We start from the raw sequence: 18,101 nt of genomic DNA, 5'->3' as shown, positions 1-18,101 counted from the left end.
ATAACTTTTGGAGGTGAATCCCTCAGCCGGAGGGAAAAATTTGGACGGAGTCATTACATTAAACTTAATTCTGGTAGCTGTCTTTATTGGCCTTACCGCTTTCTTTGTAGGCGCTGAGTTCGCTATTCTCAAGGTACGTATGTCCCGGATTGATCAACTGATCACTGAAGGCAACAAGAAAGCGGTGACCGCCAAAATGGTTGCCCGCGATTTAGATTACTATCTATCCGCTTGTCAATTAGGGATTACAATAACCGCTTTGGTGCTCGGTGCGCTGGGTGAGCCTACCGTTGAACGGGTTTTGCATCCGCTCTTTGACCAAATGGGTGTTCCAGCCGCCTTGTCTACCGTCTTATCTTATCTGATCGCCTTGTCAATCATCACCTTCTTGCATGTAGTGATTGGAGAGCTTGCCCCCAAGACACTGGCGATTCAATTTGCTGAAAAGATGACCTTACTGCTTGCTCCTCCGCTCTATTGGTTCGGCAAAATCACCTATCCGTTCATCGTTGCCCTGAATGGATCTGCAAGACTGTTGCTCCGTATTTTTGGAGTGAAGCCTGCGGGGCATGAAACGGTGCACTCTGAAGAAGAGCTGAAGTGGATTGTGGACCAGAGCTTTGAGAGCGGAGAAATCAACAAGACGGAACTCATCTATTTGAATAACATCTTCGCTTTTGATGAACGCAGACTTAGTGAGATTATTGTGCCCATTGAAAAAGTGGTAACTGTACAAATGGGAATGCCCGTCGATAAGTTAATTGAAGTAGTGGGTGAGCATGACTACACCCGTTACCCCGTTGTAAGTCCAAATGAAAGCGAACCGTTTACGGGTTACATTAATACCAAAGAAATGTTGACCAGTATTGCAGCAGGACGAAGCGCGGACTGGCAAAAATTCGTGCACGAGATTCCAACATTTACGGAGACTGAGAACCTGCGGGATGTATTGTTGCGCATGCAGCACACCAGGGTCCATATGGCAAAAGTGACGGACAGCACCGGCAAGACTACCGGCATTGTGACCATGGAGGATCTTCTGGAAGAGATTGTTGGCGAGATTCGTGATGAGTCGTTGAATATCAATGTTCCTCCGCCTCAGAGAGAATTGAATTAAAGAAGCAGCATTTTACAAAAAAGGGCCTTTTCAAGGCCTTTTTTTGTATGCAGCTTAATTAAATTGCCAGCAGCTCAAGCTAAGGTTGCCATACTGATAACTCCGGTGAAGCAGCTGCGCATTACGCCCCGGGTCTCCCGCTCCCATAGCGATGAACAGCGGAATAAAGTGCTCACTCGTCGGGACCGCCATCTCCGCATAGGGAGCAAGCTCATCATATTGGAACAACGCTGCTGTATCCCACGCTTCCAGCTTCTCCTGAATCCAGTGATCGAACTGCTCGGCCCACCCGTTAACGTCCTCCGAATTCCAGTTCAACCTCCGCAGATTATGAACGGTTCCCCCGCTGGCGATAATAAGCACATCCTGTTCACGCAGCGCCGCCAGTGCCTTGCCGATCTCATACTGTTGTTCATTAGGCAGATCTCGATTCACAGACATCGCCACAACCGGAATGTCCGCCTCCGGATAGAGCAGCTTCAGCACTGCCCATGCGCCGTGATCGAGTCCTCTGGTCTCATTCCGTACACTCTCAATCCCGTGCGCAGTAAATAAATTCTGGATTTGATCCGCAAGCGCCCGGTCACTCTTCGCCGGATAAGTCATCTGGTACAGCTCGTCCTGGAATCCGCCGAAGTCATAAATGGTATCATACGTTGCCGCCGCGCCTATGGACTGCACGGATTCCTCCCAATGCGCTGAGAAAAGAACGATAGCTTTCGGTTTGGGCATATGGTCTTTGAACTCTTTTAACAGCTTGGTGTAGGCATTATCTTCAAGAACAATAGATGGAGCTCCGTGTGCAAAAAAATAGGAAGGCATCATCGACAATCACTCCTTATGAATGGGTTAATCCGGCATCCTGCTTGAGCCATTGCAGGAAATCGCGCTGGTTCTCTTCAGTTACGCCGTGGTCAGACGGATAGAGTCTGAAGGTCAACCGTTCGGTTTGCCCCTCCAGATAGGCGGCAGTCTCATGTCCAATGTGCACCGGGAACACCGAATCGTATTCACCATGCGAAGCGAAGACGGACACGTTCTTAAGGCTGCGGAGGTCATACTCCATTTTCACAAAATCAGGAATATATCCGTTCAGCGCGACAATACCCTTGAGCTGCTCGCCCATCGTAAGCGCAAGCGTCATGGACAGAATGGCCCCTTGGCTGAAGCCGAGCAAATAACGTCTGTCCGGATCGACCGGATACTGCTGCGTTGCATAGTGAATGAAGGCCTCAAGATCGCTGACAGCTTGGTCAAACATCTCACGGATGGGGTTGCCCAGGCTTTTCAAATCATAATATTGATACCCCGTACCCAGCGGCAGATTCCCGCGAACCCCGATAATAATGAACTCCTCAGCCAACGGTGCCACTAGACCGAACATATTGTGCTCATTAGAGCCCTTGCCGTGAAAAGTAAAGATCACCGGGTACCTCCTGCCTTGCAACAGCTTATCCGGTAAATGAACATCATATGAATATTTAGGATTCATCTTATTTTCCTCCATACTTAATATCCATAATTAAATATTAGTTATAATAATATATTTTCTATATGAGTAATTTATCGTAGTCTGCATTGACTTGTCAATAATAAAATTGTTAATATAAAAATAAGTTTAGTATTACAAATATTATTAAGGTGTGATCCCATGGATATCGGCGCTACAATACGGGCAATCCGCAAGCGGAAAAATATCACCATCGCGCAAATCTGCGACACTACCGGCCTCTCCCAAGGCTTCATGAGCCAGGTCGAAACCAATAAAACCTCGCCTTCGATTTCAACGCTGGAGAATATTGCACAGGCCCTAAAAGTGCCTTTAGCTTATTTGCTGTTAAAGAAAGAGGAGCGAATGCAGATTGTCCGCAAGGATGAACGGAGAATCACCACCAGCGGCGCAGCTAAGCTCAAGGTCGAGCACCTCAGTTCTACCCAGAACGTACGCATGTCTATCGTGGAGTTCCCTCCCGGTGCCATGATTGGGGATGCCCCCCATGCGCATGAAGGACAGGAGGTCCATATCGTCCTTAAAGGGACCATCTATGCACAGCAAGGGGAAGACGGCGCCGAATTTACCGAAGGTGATTCCTTTAGCTGGAATGCCTGCACCCCCCATTCCGTCAAAAATACGGGGGAAGACACCGCGATTGTGCTAATCTCCATCTACACAGAAAACGAAAACGGACAGGACGTCCTCTGAACAATCAAAAGCCCGTACTCTGGCCGGATAGGCGGAGTGCGGGCTTTTATTCACATATTCGCTATCTCATTATATTCAGCATGTTTCTCTATCTCCGTCACGATCATCTGCTGATTGATCTCTTGAATCCTATAGGCCTTGGCCTGTTCTCTGGAGGAGATCACTTTATATACGTCATCTTTATAAATAATGGCGCAGTGATTCTCAGTGGCTATGCCTGTTGTATCCATCCCCTTAACCATCTCCAAGAAATCTGCCTCACGGTTGTCTTCATTATAATGAGGACAGTGAATCCCTGGTAAGATCCCCATCGCCTTCAATTTGATATAAATCCTCTCTCCTGAAGTATCAAACGCCTCTGTATCACTATGACCGTATTCGTACCAGCAGATCGAACCCGCACTCATCCCTGACAACACAACCCCCGAGTCGTACGCTTTCTTCAGCAAAAGATCCACACCATGCTCCCGCCAGATATCAAGCATCATCCTCGTATTACCGCCACCCACATAGATTACATCGGCGGATAAAATCATGTCCTCTATTTCTTCTAGTGCATATGTATTTTTCGTCAGCAGCAAATACTTGACCTCACACCCTAACCGGTCACCGTACACTATTTGAAAAGAGTCACAATATCCTTCCGCATCCATGCTTGCTGTAGGAATGAACAATGCTTTGGGCTTCCTTTTATTCGTTAGATCTACAATCGTCTGATCGATGGCCAAAGTCTCCAATTCGCTAATCTCTCCTCCGCCAATCGCCACAATAATCCCCATCTCCATCACTCCTATTTATAATATGGAAGCAGAACAAGAATACAAAAAAGCCCCGGATGCATGACGTCTTATTCAGACAAACCGGGACTGACTCTGTTGTGGTAGTTATAAAGTGTGAGTTATAACATCAATTAAGACAAAAACAGCCTCAAACGGGCTGTTTTTATACCTTTTTTTCAATAGTCTATAACATGTAGTGACATAAACAATAAGCTTGTATATCATGATTTGATACAAACTTTATAAGTTTTATTAATGGTTCACTTGAGTTGATAATTTATCAAACATAAAAAATATTAATCAGTTTGAAAATAAGAACAGGTTTGTACTTTTCCGATTATAATGAGTAAAGACTTTGCACGACTTAAGCCAACATACATGTGCTCTCTATGTTCTTGAAAATCTATAGAGTCCATCCCCCATAAAAAAACTATCTCAGATTCTAAACCTTTAAATTTATTAACCGTTGTCACTAGTATCGAATTATTACTTCTTTGATCAATTTCTTTATATTGATGTCCTTTAGGGAGAGGATTTTTTTCAAGAGCCTGGATATACTCCCTTTTGTTTTTAGAATCAACGATTAATACAGCAATTTTACTTGACTCTATTTGCTCATCTAATAATAATTTTTGAATTCTTAAATGAATCTTTAAAGCTTGATTATTCATATTAACAGCATCTTCAAACTGTATTCCAATGCCATTTAAATTTGAGTGCTCGACAGGTTCACCTTGATAATATTTATATGAAGCCATATGAATTGGAATTGTATTTCTGCAATTTCTTAAAAGTGGGTATATTTCATCCTCGACTATTGGAAACGTACTTACTCGGGAATATAAATTCTGATTACCATCATAAAAGATATAAAATGGACTGGATTTTTCGTCAGATAGAATTAATTCAAGTGGTAGCCAGTATTCTTCTCTAAAGTCTTGACCTTCATCAACTACTATTGCCTCATATCTATCAGTGAGTGTATCTACTACAGCGCATGCGAGAGCATTAGGAAGTTGCACATCATATTCATCTTCTCCTGAATATGTTTTTTTTGCGTCCTCTAGAAAATCAACACCGCTCATTTCCTTAGCTTCTTTGATTTTAGAATAACATAGTTGATGAAAACTCATTACAGTTAGTCCATTGATATCTTTACATATTTCAGCCAAATGATCTGCAAGCGGACGATTGTAACATGTCAATAGTGTTGAAAATCCTTCCTTAGCTAATCGCTTCGCTTTCTCCACAGCAAGTATAGTTTTCCCAGTACCTGCACCACCACTAACTACAACACGACGTTTTTTTTTAAGTATATCCAACACCTTAACTTGTTCATTCGTTAAGAGTATCCTTGCTTCTTCCTCTTCCTTTAAACTTTTTGACAATAATGGTTTTACAGAGAATGATTTTGCAAAAATCCTTTTAAAAAGATCTATTCCTCTTTGTCCGATAGAAGTTGTTGTTGGATCATTATTAGTCCAAAAATCAATACATCCCTCTACCCACATTTTAATATCCACTAAATTATTATTTATGCCAATTAAAGCCGCAGGCATCTCTGGCCTTACTAGCAATTTGGAATCACTTAAGTCAGGGAAAAACACAGCATGTCCACATGTAACCTTTTTATTTCCAAGCATTTTCCACTCGTCAGTTTCATAAAGCTTAGAACGTATCGAGTATTTAGCTCTTAGAGCTTGCTTTATGGGATCTTTTATTAAATGCTTCTGTGCGTAACGATCGGTTGAGAACCATTGATTAGTTTCAGCATCAAAAGAAAGCCCACCGCCTTTCACTTCAATGCACAAATATCCAAAATCAGGATGTAAAATCACAAAATCAGTTTCTCCATCTTTTGCTTCATCATTTTCTCTTTTTAAAATCCAAGCTACTTGTGAGAATACATAGTAGCTATTAGGTAGTCCCTCTTTAAAGGCTTGATATAACTCAACCTCACCCTTTGAGTCAACCATAGAAAGTTGTGCTTCAGTTAAATCCGGTATCATCTTAGCCAAATCACTTATTCCTCCATAATATTCATTTTAGTTATATTAATAGGAATTCTTTTTTCTCCGCTTGCAAAATCAACAATTAAGAGTTTTAATTTTCCTTTGTTAATTTCTCCTTTTATAACCCCCAACCCGTGAGTGAAATGATTTATTTTAGCACCTGCTATAAACTTATCTAACAAATTATTTTTTTCTGCAATTGCTCTCCATCCATAATCCAATACATAATCTGTAATTTTATCATACGGATTCTGTATACGGTTAATGCGTACACATTGTTCGTCATCAACGAATTCGATAACGTATATCCAGAATTTTTCACCTAAATCTTTTGCTACTTTCATTTGTGATTTTGAAAGTATTACATCATAGTTGTTCCATTCTCCCATAAAACCATAAATTTTTATGTATCGATTTATTTCCTCAGTCTCATCACTATGTGAAATAATATCATAGGTTTCATCCACACCAGAAGGTTGTATTGGTCTACGCCCTGCCTTATCTTCGTAATCAAATGCAATTCTTTTGGTAGACAATTGGCATTGTAGTTTTCCAGCATTATCAATTCTTTGTGTCCCCCCCATCCTTGAATCGTTTGAAACATAGGAAATCAAACGTTTTTTTTGACTACTAAACCTAAAATCTTCAGGAAGTGTTACTGAGCTTGTAGAGACTTTATCATTAGGCTGGATTTCATTATAAGAAGTATTTGTATTGTACACCTCTGAGCTTTTCTCTCTACTGTAGTAATTTAACTTATTTTGGTTTTGATATTCGGAAGATATACTATCGTCCTCAAAATCTTCATCATTTTCATCAACTACTATTGATGACTCAAAATGGCTGTCTTCTTCAATTAGAGACTCAGTATCAGCAGAATAATGTTGATCTGTGGCAATATCATCATGTGTAAAATCTTCAATTAAATTAGATTCATATTCAATAACATCGTACCCTTTTGAGTTTAACCATCTTTCTATATCCGTAGTAGAAAGTTGCAGTATCAGGGCTATTTCCCTATCCTTACCCTCTATTTCAAAGAGAGAACTCAAAGAGCTACTTAGATTATACAGAGTCAATGGGTTATCGAACTGGCCTGCATAATACATTGAATTTGCATCTGCATCATACCATGAGTCAACACTTTGATTGTAAATTCTTCTGCCAGACTTATTAGTAAAAGAAATTGATAACGATTGAACTTTATAAAACTTCGCTTTAGTAATTTTGTTAATAATTCCATCTAGTGTCGCCATTGAATCTTCAGCTTTTATATTAGCAAAAAGTGTAGCAAAGTATTTTGCCCTTTTTTGTAATGAACTTATAAGTTCTACATCTTGTATCTTATCCGTAACGTCTAGTTGAAGATCATCCCTTTGGATAACTAGAATATCAAAAAAATCAAATAAAATTTCTTTATCTCTTAGAACCTCTGATATTTTAATAAAGTATTTAGAATTAGTAGGAGGTAGTTGCCCATCCACATCAAAAAAATAAAGTGATGATGTTGGTTGGAAAGTATTATCTGTTGCTAACAACTTTAAGGTATCAGTCGTTTTTCCCTTTTCATTCATAAGTCTATTACTTATAAGTTGCTTATATATAACCTCTATTTGTTTTAATGTATTATTATCGAATTGGCTACCTTCGATTTTTTTTAATAGACTTATACAATCTTGAATTGTAATAATAGTTTTAATTTTTAAAAATTCCTCTTGTTCCTTATTAAAACTTATTAATTCATGAACAACAGGAAAAAAATTCTTTACAATACTTTTTAGTGTCCCTGAATATAATTCAGTAGATTTATAACACTGTTTATTATTAGCAGGTATACTGGCATTGTTTCTAACAAAGTATTCAAAATAAGTAATTACAGCCTTCTCATTTATTCTTGTATAATAAGTAGTTTTTTTACAATTGGAGTGTATCTCATCCCAACCTTTTATTATCATTTTCCAAAATGAAATTGAAAAATTATAATTGTTAGTTTGTTCTAAATAATCAATGAAAACTGCATTCCTTAATCCATGCTGTCTACTTCCTATATACCCCCTAGTTATTCCGTCATAAAAACTACCATCATTGTCTATGTACTCAAAGTATGATTTTACTGATGGATATTTTTCAGTCATTCCTAACCTTTCAATAGTAGGTTCGATTTTAACACTTAATTTTTCTTTCACCCCCAACTTTATCAGCATCATCTTCCACTTACTTATTTCTAATTCCTTTTCCACATATTTATTAGTAATATATCTACCTTCTGGGAGTATCCCTTCTATTTTTAGTTCAGGACCATAAAAATCTGATAAATAACAATTTATAGGCAGTTCTAAATCCCCTTTATTTGTCATGAATTTTAATTTTCGCAAACTTCTGTAATCGTTATCAGCAAGTTTCCCTTGTTGATACACTTTAAATACAAATCTTCCTATTTGTATTGCATTATTAATATTTATAGAATTGTTCTGTATCATTTCATTAATTGATTTACGTATAACCTCAATATCTGAAGGTTCTCTTACTCCTAATTTTTTCAACCAATCTAATAATTCTTTATTGCTTTTTATACTTTCATACAACATTGAATTTATGCATTTTAAGCCAATTATATTATTAATCTCTTTTTCTCCTTCAGTAATCGGAAAATATAAATTCTCAGGGGACATTAATATATTACTATTAGTCAACAAAAATGCATTTATTTTCAGTAAGTTTGACCATTCAAATTTCAGTTTGTGAGAATCCTTTTCATATAAAAAATGAACAAGTTTTGTACAGAACTTTAAATCTGAAATGCATAACTCTATGAACGAACGAGTGGTGAAAACAGTACATAAATCTTTGATTTCAAATCTTTTAGCTCCTAAAGCAGATAATTTGCTTTGATTAATAATTTTACAATCAGCAACTTCATATTTATTATTGTAGTGTTTCGTTACAAGTCCAGGATCAAATTCATCACAATAACCCGTACTATCCAGAATACACTCACTAACCTTTAATAGACCATGTTTTATTTCTTGCTTAGGAATAAACGGTGTACTGGCAATTGCTTCAGCAAGTCCGTCATTATATGACTTTTTTAATACAGATGAACCTATGGATGTATAATTAGTTTTAATCAATTTTGTAAACTCATATTTAAACTTATTATTCTCTACCAATTCAGCTAACCAATTAATTTTACATACTGCTACTTGTTTGAAGATAAACCCATTCCAATCGTTTTCAAGAATTTGAGTTCTTTCTGCATTTGTTATAAAGTCTCCATTAATTAAAAAGGTAAACTCACTTTTAACCTTTGTTGGCAGATAACAATAAAATGAAGCATTAGTTATCTCTCTTATTTCTCCATTAAATATAGAAGCAGCAAATGAAATTTTTGTACTTGATGCATTTTTTAATTTATCTGGACATGTAGTAGGATCGAGGGACTTAATTTTTTCTTTTGTTTTTTCATCTACAGGGACAACAAAATCTTTGCATATCCAGCTACTTTCCATCTGTCCATTAACTAAAATATTCCTCATATTTTCGCTAACTTGTTCACGTTCGATCCGTAGCACCTCTGTATTATTATCTAAAAATGAAATTTTACTGACATTACGCAAAAAAAGCATTATTCGTGAATCTTTTAAGACTTCAAGTATATCCTTTCGAATTTTTTCTCTATTATTTATTGAAATTATCGTTGTAACATTTGATTTATTAATCTCAGCTTTTAGCTCATAATCTATGCTAGTACCTTCAACCCAGATAGGAATTATTTGCCATGGATAGTCATTTGTTTCCTTCCAAACATAATGATTTTTATCGAACTTAAAAGTGAAATTATTTGACATAATATAAACTTGGTCACAAGTACCAAAAACTGATTTAAAACCAATTCCCTTATACCCAGTTTTATCAAGATCTTTTGTTTTTCCGCTGTCTCCACTTCCAACATCTGATATCCCTCTAACGTCTTCTCTGGTAAAATGCTTTCCAGTATGGCTAAAGATTATATAGTTATTTAAAAGTTTTATTTGTACCTCTACACCGTTGTTGTCACTCTCTCTAGGGGAATCATCAGCATTCTGTATCAACTCAAAGATAAATCGATTTGCATCTCCGAAAACAGTTTTTGTTAGTATATTTAGAAGATTAGCCAATGACTTTGAAATACTATCATTTCTAAAAGTTTTTTCATTATATAATTCTTGTATAAACTTTTTCTCCTCCATAGATTTACCCCTACTCTCTATTATTTTCAATGAGATAAAAAATCGTTCTCATGACAACTATTTTTCCATATCTACTTGGAGCCAAAAAAGGGTATTGGTGAGACTTTCTCGACAAATATCAATTACTCCAATCTCATAAAAAAGCAGAAGCGCCCGACTCAGATAGATCCGGACACCAAATACACAAAAGTCTTCTAGCCCTAGTAAAAGCGACAAATCCAACCCGAGCATCTTCTTTGTCGTTAAGATTCATCCATTTTTGTAGTTCTTTTAGATCCTCAGCAATAACTAAGATAGAGGTTGCCTCTCTCCCCTTGGCACTGTGTATAGTTGATAAATAAGCATTATCTGCTTCATTAGGCTCTAAGATAATCTGTTCCATTACTTGCTGTGCAGTTATTTTTTTTGACTCTTTCTTCTGACTTGGCCAATCGTAATCAAGAATTTTTAGTTTAACGCCTATTTTCACTCCGAGATTCTTTTCGGAATAGTTCTTCATCTGCTCCTTTAAAGCCTTAAGAAAGCTTTCAATAGCCATTCCATTTAACTCTTGAGCATTCAGCCAAGCAAATATACCCACTAGTAGTTTCCTCCATAACAACCGATCATACTTGATATCAGATAAAGAAACGAAATTGGGATTTTTATTAAAGATAATTCGGGCCAAAGCCAACTCAACAGCTTCAATACTTTTGACATACTCATGAGATTTATTCAAAAGTACTGCCTTAAGTAATTGATTGATAATTTCATATCGCCTATAATCAATCTCCTTTAATTTATTGAGAAATGGAGATTGTTCGATCTCATGTTCACTGATTTTCTGTTGAATATCTATAAGCACTTCATGTTTCCTTGCCAGAATTAAAAATGGAATATGCTCTTTTTCTGAACCAACCTTTAACCTTATCTGATGAAAAGACTCTATTGCCTGCTTTATATCAATCTCTTCCTTGAGAAGAATAACATCCTGCTGTATGTCTGAGTTACTTCCGTTTGCTAATTGTTTTAAAGTGGATTTCTTATTATTAAAATCAACAATTGTCATTGTACTTCGAAAATTATTTGTAAGACTATATTTTTCAAACGCCTCGGGGTTACTCAGCCTACTTTCAAATATTGTTGGTTCCGCCCCTGTAAAACTAAATATCGATTGATTAGGGTCCCCAACAAAAAAGAGAGATGTTTTGGTTAGAAATTGGAATATTTGATCTTGGTAATACGTTACATCCTGATATTCATCAACTAAAATTGATGATAAGCGAGAAGTCAGCGCAACCTTAAGATGCGGAAAATTCAGTAGAAGTTGGTATGCGAAATAAATAGTATCTTGTTGGTCAATTTTATGGTCATCATGTATCGTTTTTTTTAACAAAGCCATCTCGTCTTTTGTTATTCTATTTGATCTAAAACTTCTCAATTCACCATTTCGATCATATCCTATTGATTCTAGAGCAATAAGATTATCATATATTTTAAATTTCCTTGAATCAGAGATTCGATTAACATAGTATTTTGAGAAGCCACGAGGTAGTAATTCATAAGGCCGTCCTATTTCTGAAAGCAAATAGCTATAAGGAGCTATCAGATACTCATTTAAAAAAGAGTGTATTGTTCCAATGAACGTACCCTGTGGTAATGAGAATCCAATTTCATTTTTAAGGCGATCAAGAATTTCATTTTTCGCAGCATTTGTATAAGTAATACAAGCAATATTAGAATTAGATTTACATGAGTTCTCACACAAATATATAAGTCGTTTAATTAATAATTTTGTTTTCCCACTTCCAGGACCTGCTGCTACAATTACACTCTGATTTACCGGCAGAGTAGCAATTTCTTCTCTAAGTTCTTTACAATCTTTCATTAGTCCTCCGAAAGAAAATCTAAAGTGTCTGATATATACTTTGGAATTTTAATTTCCTTACCAGCCATTAATTCATCAAGAACATATTGAGCCGCTTCTCCCTTAGTCTCAGCAATGATAAGGAATGCCTCTTTTTCAAATTCATGACCAGTCAATACTGATATTTGTTTTCTTTCTTCTTTTGTTCCTAATTCATAATGGGATATTAAATGCTTAAAAAAATCATGATTCTCAAGGATGAGGTCATATTCAAACGTTTTTAGATTTGTTTGAATGGAAACGTGAGGCAGTCCTTTAAAATCATCTATTAAGTTAATTGTTCGAGAACAAGCACTTGCAGGATTTTTCTGAGTCGGGAATACAGCGACTTTATGCTTCTCACCAGATATCGGATCAGTTACCTCTCGTTTTTCTGGGTCACTGTCGGTCAATACCGCACATTTTTGGTTAAGACCTGTTTTTCCGAAGAGATGCAAAAATGGTCTAAAAGCGACACCATCAACAGAAATAATGGACACCCCAAAGCCTTCTAATGATTTTACTGGCTCCGTTTCCCTTCTACCCTTATTCCAATATATCTCTGCCATCTTAGGTATTAGCATTCTTTCTGCAATACCCTCTACTAACAGAGTTTTGCGTCCATAAAATATATTTGACTTTGTAGCATCTAACCATCTTTCAAGGTGCCGCTTATATTTCTCAGCCTTTTCATCAAAGATAGTTCCTATTTGCTTGGAATAAATTATCTCAGACTCTTTATACATTAAAATTAGTGAGCTTAGATTCGCGGATGATGAAATATGAGTAGAATGTGAAGTTACAAGAATTTGGCCGGCTACAGCTTCAGTGAAGAAGTAATTACTTAAGTATCTTTGTAGATGGGTATGTAGATGTGCCTCTGGCTCTTCTACGGTCAAAATTGGAAATGTGTAATCAATACCCTTTTTATCTTTTCTATTAAAGTATTGTGCCAGTAAAAGACTAATATAGAGCAAGTTATTATACCCTAAACCGTTAGTCTCTACTGAATGGACGTTCCCATCATTTGGACCTATTAAAACTTTCAAGTTCTTTAGTAAATGCTCATAGCTACTTTCCGCCATTTGTATCTCTGTACGTTGGTGTAGATGACCAGTTATTTGTTTAAGATATTCATTAATTGCTTTTTGAGCCTTATTTATTTCACTGGATAACTTAATTTGTTTATTTAACTCTTGAGCTTTTGAGACCACTTCATCTTTATTTCTTTCGTCTTGTTCATAGGAACTAATAATTCTATGTAATTTACTAGAGGATCTACTCAATTCAGAAGTTGCATCTCTTAAGGCGTCAACACTTTCCAAAGTAAATCGTTGAAGCATCTGATGATCAAATATATCTGTGGTTTCTATTTCCCCCCCGAAAATAATCCATTCATATTGATCGAGAGGTATTTTTAAATTACTTATTGAAGTCGGTACAGACGGAGGTTTTTTGGTACAGTTACCTTTAGGCCTAAAAATGTAAGTGAGTCTTGCTTGTCCTGATTCCTTAGTTAGCCATTTGTAGGTCAGTGCCATTTCGTCTTCAGAGAATACCTCTGATAAAGTAGCCTCAATTTTTATTGATGGCCATACTCCCTGAATGACTAATCCATTATTAAAGTCTTCTTGGGTTAAGTGTCGCCGTTTCCAACCGTAATTAAAAATAAAAATTAGGGAAAGTGCATCAAGAACATTGGATTTACCTATATTATTTTCTCCTATAATGACCGATAGTCCGTTATTAAATTCAATTGAGAAATCCGAGAAAGATTTATAGTTTAAAATTCTTAGCTTTGATATGTACATATATAAGAACTCACCTACCAGTTCCACTTATTTACAATGCTCTATCACCATTATAAACGAAAGATAAGAATCTTTTGCCGAATTTTGTTATAAATATATGACCGTACGGAAATTAATTGATCCACTGCATTACTCTCTAAAATCCATACGAATAACTTGTCGTATTTCAAATAGGGTTTTTACTCTACATGAGCAATTTATAATTTTCTCAGCCCAATTTCCTCTCCTTAGACGAATAAATAGACATCTGTAACCCCCAAGTGCTGCGTGCTAAAATATAAGTATTAGCAGGAGGTGCGATAAATGCAAGATTCTATATCCATTGAGAAATACTTAACTAATTACATTGATGATTTTAAAATCATCAAAAAAATTAAGTCCTATTTTGAGAGGCACGATAATATTGGTGAAGAAATATTTCCTTACCTTGGAGAAAAGGAGCATAGTTGGTACTTCCCAAATCGCATTTTGAGCAAAGAGAGCTTTCTTAGGCGCATACCTTTTTATTTTCATCAACGACAAGACGATTTAGATCACCTGGGAGAACTAGAGGACTATGTAAGAGGGGTTTTCCAACTAAAAAATGGTGCTCAAATCCCCGAAAACATTGAACGCTTGTTCTTGACCTTGGAACATATGTACTATCATCATCATTTGGAATTAAATCAGATATTCAACTATCCAATTAAACAAAAAGGACTTGTAGGTGAGACGGGATTTTTATTTCAATGGACACATTATTTAGACCTCATCGAAGAACTCGATATATCAGATAAACTGCCTACACAGTTCATTACAGCTTATAATCACACCTTAGAAAAAAGCGGGCTTCAACCAATAATATATCCGTTATTTCTTTACTATGAGAATGGCTTTATTAGCCGCGAAAAACAAGAGTTCAAGGTTTACGGTACATTTCCATGTGATGAGTTTGGACAACCAATTCTTCGATGGATTGGAATTAAGATCAAAAATCAGATACGGGTGTGGGCTGAGTTAAATAGAACTTATACAGGAGAAATCCATATTGAAGCTGGACCAAGGACTGGAATATGGGGGTTGAATTGCTGGAATAATTCTGAAGATGGAACTGATTATTGGTATCCCTTGCACATAGGTCCGCAGCTTATGGAGTTTGATAACGAAGAGCTTAAAAGCATAAGAATCCGAGAAGGTTATACTCAAAAAGAGGTGGCTACCGCTATTGGAGCATCAATTCGCTCATATCAAAAATGGGAAGCCGGTGAAACTACTCCAGATAGTCATAATCTATTGAGGCTTCTAAACTTTTTGGATATCCAAGATCCATATGGTTTAGCCCGCTATTTGGATATTGAAGATGTAAAAATATTATCGTAAATTACTCTTCCGAAAAAAAAGTACTATTGGGATCGAAACCGATAGGGTTGACCTTGAATCGTCTCAGTAGTACATCTTGAATCGTTGGAACTTTAACTACTGTTCCAGAAAATCATGAGTATTGGATTAAGCCCAGTAAAAACTAAACCTTGATACACAGTTCTATATCTAATTCTTATTTTCCATGAGTTTATTATAGTAATTTGATAATTCATTCACACCCATTATTTCATAGTGTTTAATCCCCGTAACCCTTGCAACAGCGGACTTAGAAATAGCCATATCATGTTTTTTTAGATAGCTAATAGCATTTTTGATCTTCTTTTTTCGTTCCAATAAACTCAACTTCCTTGCTTGCTCATGAGATTTATCTACTCGTTTATTGATCCATAAAAACAATTCTGGGCTTTTTTCTTTTATCCAACTATAACTCCGATCCAATGATTTATATAAATCTCTAGTAGAAAAGGATTGTCCTATAACTGATTTTTCTGTTACAAATTTCCCAGCCACTTTCCGACACCTTGCAATTTCGTCAACTTCACTTTCTTTTAAATATTTTTTATTTGCTGCAATAATTACTTTGTTTATACCATAGTGATTAATTGATGCACGAGGAATAAAACTATACTTAACGAAACCTCCAATAGTACAAATTTGATTTGCTTTTTGGCAAACCTCAAGGCATTCCTTTAGTAATTTATTTATTTGGTGAAAGTTTTTGGATGAATAACATCGTATTCCCAACCTTTTTGGGCACCATATCTTTCGCAGTAATCATTACATTGACGAAACCTTTCACCCAGATCACCTGGCTCTTCTTTTATCTGATACAACAAAGGCTTGTAATCATTCCTGAATACAAGAACATCAGGAACATGTATCCAAAATTGTCTTTGCGAATTCAATTTTTTTAATGGAATTTTCACTTCAATAGGTTGAACATAATAACGTAGTGTTAAAGCATCAACCTCTAAAAAATAGTAAAAAAAACATTCATTTAAAGAATGATACTCCACCGTACACTTCATTTTTCTACTGTAGAAACTCCCGATAATATGTGGTTTCTGCCAACTAATTTTATTTTCTACTCTTCGCTTTGGGAAAATTCAACATCCTCTTGTTTCCAATCCTTGTTATTCCAAACTAACGGATCCAGATTGAATTACCTCCCTATTTTAACTTGTCATCAAATAACAATTATTCTTCATATCATTTCATTTAAATAAACAAAAAAAAGCGACACTTGCATATCATCAGCAAGTGTCGTCTTGGTAGTTTATCTTTTATATTAATAGATATTATTTACTATATTCTGTTTATTTAAAACTTTGCGAAGATCCAAAGATCATAAAGTAATAGACTGGATTTCTATATTCCACGCGACTTATCTTGCTTCCTTAGCGTCAGACCCCATAAAATCAGTTTTAGACTGACCTATGAAATTGAAACAGCGACTGCTATGGACAAGAGAACAGAGTTGGACACATCTGCGTGTAAACTCCTGATGGCCCTCATCTTTCTTGTTTAAAAGATTAGAAAAGGGATTCCTAATCTGGAATCCCTTTCTGCTTAGAGTGATCCGAATTGATGACCACAGCGTTCGCATTTATATGTATGACCTTTAACATGTACAGCTCTACCACCGCATTTTATACACTTGCGAAACATAACACATCATCCTTTCCAATCGTTTGGGATTACCTCCTGATTCTGTCCCACTAGTTTCGATGGGTAAAACGTATCCCCTTGAACCTAATTTGTCAACGGTATGAGAAGAAAAAATCAGAAAATAAATGTATTATTAGGTACCCCAGCTAATCTTGAGCTCATACCCTGATAGACTCTCAAGACAACAGTTACATGCACTCCATGATGGAAGGCAGGGCATCCCAAATCTTCTGTATTTTATTGGATGATGATATAATTTGTCAGAACTATTCATTCAATTAGGGAGGTAGAAACATGGCTAGATGCACAGCTCCAGTAAGGGGACATAGCTCAGCGAGTGCCGCAGACAACTGTCCAGCGTGCAGAGGGCGTTATGGCCGCTAAAGTAGTGGTGGCGGCTACAGTTCGTACTCGCCCTCATCTTACTCCTCGTCCCTGACAAGTGGGGGCGGCCGAAGCAGCTGAGGAGGTTCAGTCCGCAGTTCAAAACCGCGCTGGTCAGGAGCAGGTTCGTCTATATTGTACATGCTTGAAGAAGTTCGGGCACTCACACCAGTCCGCAACAGCGTCGAAAACCTGGCAAATCAGCCTGACCTTCGGGACGTCTTCCTCTGCCATGCGTGGGACGACCGGAAGGGGGCCGCCAAGGATCTGCACGATCTGCTTGAGTCACATGGTGTCTCCGTCTGGTTCAGCGAGAAAGACGTTAGCCTCGGTGTGCCGTTGCTTCGTGCCATCGACAAAGGCTTGGCGAAATCGCGAGTTGGGATTGTGCTGCTGACCCCTGCGTTGCTACGCCGCCTCCCAGCAGAGGGCATCGCCGACAAAGAACTTTCGGCACTCCTCGCGGGTGATCGGCTCGTTCCGATTGTGCACGAGACAACGTATGAAGCTCTCCGCGAAGTCAGCCCCTTGCTCGGATCGCGAAGCGGCCTGAACACTGCAGAAGAGCCAATGGCAGACGTCGCGGCCAAGCTCGTAGAGCTAGTCGCCCTCTAAGCTCTGTTGGTCTACCGAAGTTTGCTGTTTAGATGG

The 18,101-nt window shown here is 37.2% G+C and carries 13 protein-coding genes; 4 read left to right on the top strand and 9 right to left on the bottom strand.

Translation table 11 applies throughout. The annotated features are described in order from the left end of the window. The first annotated feature begins 40 nt into the window (after window positions 1-40). Entirely contained in the window at window positions 41-1,117 is a 1,077-nt protein-coding gene (locus MKX63_RS09775) for a hemolysin family protein (RefSeq protein ID WP_341016771.1), read from the top strand. A 54-nt stretch (window positions 1,118-1,171) separates the two neighbouring features. Here the strand turns inward: MKX63_RS09775 and MKX63_RS09770 are convergent, their stop codons facing one another. Both MKX63_RS09770 and MKX63_RS09765 read right to left on the bottom strand, forming a co-directional pair. Continuing rightward, on the bottom strand, window positions 1,172-1,942 hold the full coding sequence (locus MKX63_RS09770; RefSeq protein WP_341016770.1) for a dioxygenase family protein: 771 nt from the start codon (window positions 1,940-1,942) through the stop codon (window positions 1,172-1,174). 13 nt (window positions 1,943-1,955) lie between these two features. Then, window positions 1,956-2,609: an alpha/beta hydrolase gene (locus MKX63_RS09765; protein WP_341016769.1), complete on the bottom strand. Its 654-nt coding sequence runs from the start codon at window positions 2,607-2,609 to the stop codon at window positions 1,956-1,958. A 159-nt stretch (window positions 2,610-2,768) separates the two neighbouring features. On the opposite strand from MKX63_RS09765, the gene MKX63_RS09760 reads away from it, so the two are divergent. Further along, complete coding sequence (locus MKX63_RS09760) at window positions 2,769-3,320, top strand: helix-turn-helix domain-containing protein (protein WP_341016768.1); 552 nt, start codon at window positions 2,769-2,771, stop codon at window positions 3,318-3,320. Between the two features lie 50 nt (window positions 3,321-3,370). Here MKX63_RS09760 and MKX63_RS09755 read toward each other — a convergent pair whose 3' ends face one another. The 5 genes from MKX63_RS09755 to MKX63_RS09735 form a co-directional block, all read right to left on the bottom strand. Beyond that, window positions 3,371-4,099: a Type 1 glutamine amidotransferase-like domain-containing protein gene (locus MKX63_RS09755; protein ID WP_341016766.1), complete on the bottom strand. Its 729-nt coding sequence runs from the start codon at window positions 4,097-4,099 to the stop codon at window positions 3,371-3,373. A gap of 296 nt (window positions 4,100-4,395) precedes the next feature. After that, window positions 4,396-6,108, bottom strand: a complete 1,713-nt coding sequence (locus MKX63_RS09750; RefSeq protein WP_341018587.1) for an NERD domain-containing protein — start codon at window positions 6,106-6,108, stop codon at window positions 4,396-4,398. Window positions 6,109-6,122: 14 nt separating this feature from the next. Next, window positions 6,123-10,340 carry a sacsin N-terminal ATP-binding-like domain-containing protein gene (locus MKX63_RS09745; protein WP_341016765.1) on the bottom strand — a complete coding sequence of 1,406 codons (4,218 nt, stop codon included), beginning with the start codon at window positions 10,338-10,340 and terminating at the stop codon, window positions 6,123-6,125. Between the two features lie 133 nt (window positions 10,341-10,473). Continuing rightward, the gene (locus MKX63_RS09740; protein WP_341016764.1) at window positions 10,474-12,207 is read right to left on the bottom strand and encodes an ATP-dependent helicase; all 1,734 of its coding nucleotides are present in this window, start codon (window positions 12,205-12,207) and stop codon (window positions 10,474-10,476) included. Next, window positions 12,207-14,063, bottom strand: coding sequence for an ATP-dependent nuclease (locus MKX63_RS09735; protein WP_341016762.1), 1,857 nt, complete (start codon window positions 14,061-14,063; stop codon window positions 12,207-12,209). The genes MKX63_RS09740 and MKX63_RS09735 overlap by 1 nt, the downstream gene beginning before the upstream one ends. A gap of 276 nt (window positions 14,064-14,339) precedes the next feature. Here MKX63_RS09735 and MKX63_RS09730 point away from each other — a divergent pair, with 276 nt between their 5' ends. Further along, window positions 14,340-15,395 (top strand): helix-turn-helix domain-containing protein, encoded by a 1,056-nt coding sequence (locus MKX63_RS09730; protein ID WP_341016761.1) that lies wholly within the window; start codon window positions 14,340-14,342, stop codon window positions 15,393-15,395. Window positions 15,396-15,563: 168 nt separating this feature from the next. On the opposite strand, the gene MKX63_RS09725 is transcribed toward MKX63_RS09730, so the two are convergent. Together MKX63_RS09725 and MKX63_RS09720 are read right to left on the bottom strand one after the other, a co-directional pair. Next, a complete protein-coding gene (locus MKX63_RS09725) occupies window positions 15,564-16,142 on the bottom strand; it encodes a hypothetical protein (protein WP_341016760.1) in 579 nt (192 codons plus the stop codon). Next, on the bottom strand, window positions 16,100-16,426 hold the full coding sequence (locus MKX63_RS09720; protein ID WP_341016759.1) for a hypothetical protein: 327 nt from the start codon (window positions 16,424-16,426) through the stop codon (window positions 16,100-16,102). Before MKX63_RS09720 ends, MKX63_RS09725 begins: the two co-directional genes overlap by 43 nt. A gap of 1,165 nt (window positions 16,427-17,591) precedes the next feature. Here MKX63_RS09720 and MKX63_RS09715 point away from each other — a divergent pair. Next, window positions 17,592-18,065, top strand: coding sequence for a toll/interleukin-1 receptor domain-containing protein (locus tag MKX63_RS09715; protein ID WP_445323493.1), 474 nt, complete (start codon window positions 17,592-17,594; stop codon window positions 18,063-18,065). The last annotated feature ends 36 nt before the right edge of the window (window positions 18,066-18,101 follow it).

The organism is Paenibacillus sp. FSL R7-0179 (assembly GCF_038002265.1).
Classification (GTDB): Bacteria; Bacillota; Bacilli; order Paenibacillales; family Paenibacillaceae; genus Paenibacillus_AQ.
This window is presented reverse-complemented; position numbering and strand designations above follow the sequence as displayed.

Excerpts from the sequence above, each read along its gene's own strand:
- MKX63_RS09730 (WP_341016761.1), top strand. The coding sequence starts at position 14,340 with ATGCAAGATTCTATATCCATTGAGAAATACTTAACTAATTACATTGAT.
- MKX63_RS09740 (WP_341016764.1), bottom strand. The coding sequence starts at position 12,207 with ATGAAAGATTGTAAAGAACTTAGAGAAGAAATTGCTACTCTGCCGGTA.
- MKX63_RS09715 (WP_445323493.1), top strand. The coding sequence starts at position 17,592 with ATGCTTGAAGAAGTTCGGGCACTCACACCAGTCCGCAACAGCGTCGAA.
- MKX63_RS09745 (WP_341016765.1), bottom strand. The coding sequence starts at position 10,340 with ATGGAGGAGAAAAAGTTTATACAAGAATTATATAATGAAAAAACTTTT.
- MKX63_RS09750 (WP_341018587.1), bottom strand. The coding sequence starts at position 6,108 with ATGATACCGGATTTAACTGAAGCACAACTTTCTATGGTTGACTCAAAG.
- MKX63_RS09770 (WP_341016770.1), bottom strand. The coding sequence starts at position 1,942 with ATGATGCCTTCCTATTTTTTTGCACACGGAGCTCCATCTATTGTTCTT.
- MKX63_RS09755 (WP_341016766.1), bottom strand. The coding sequence starts at position 4,099 with ATGGGGATTATTGTGGCGATTGGCGGAGGAGAGATTAGCGAATTGGAG.
- MKX63_RS09760 (WP_341016768.1), top strand. The coding sequence starts at position 2,769 with ATGGATATCGGCGCTACAATACGGGCAATCCGCAAGCGGAAAAATATC.
- MKX63_RS09765 (WP_341016769.1), bottom strand. The coding sequence starts at position 2,609 with ATGAATCCTAAATATTCATATGATGTTCATTTACCGGATAAGCTGTTG.
- MKX63_RS09720 (WP_341016759.1), bottom strand. The coding sequence starts at position 16,426 with ATGAAGTGTACGGTGGAGTATCATTCTTTAAATGAATGTTTTTTTTAC.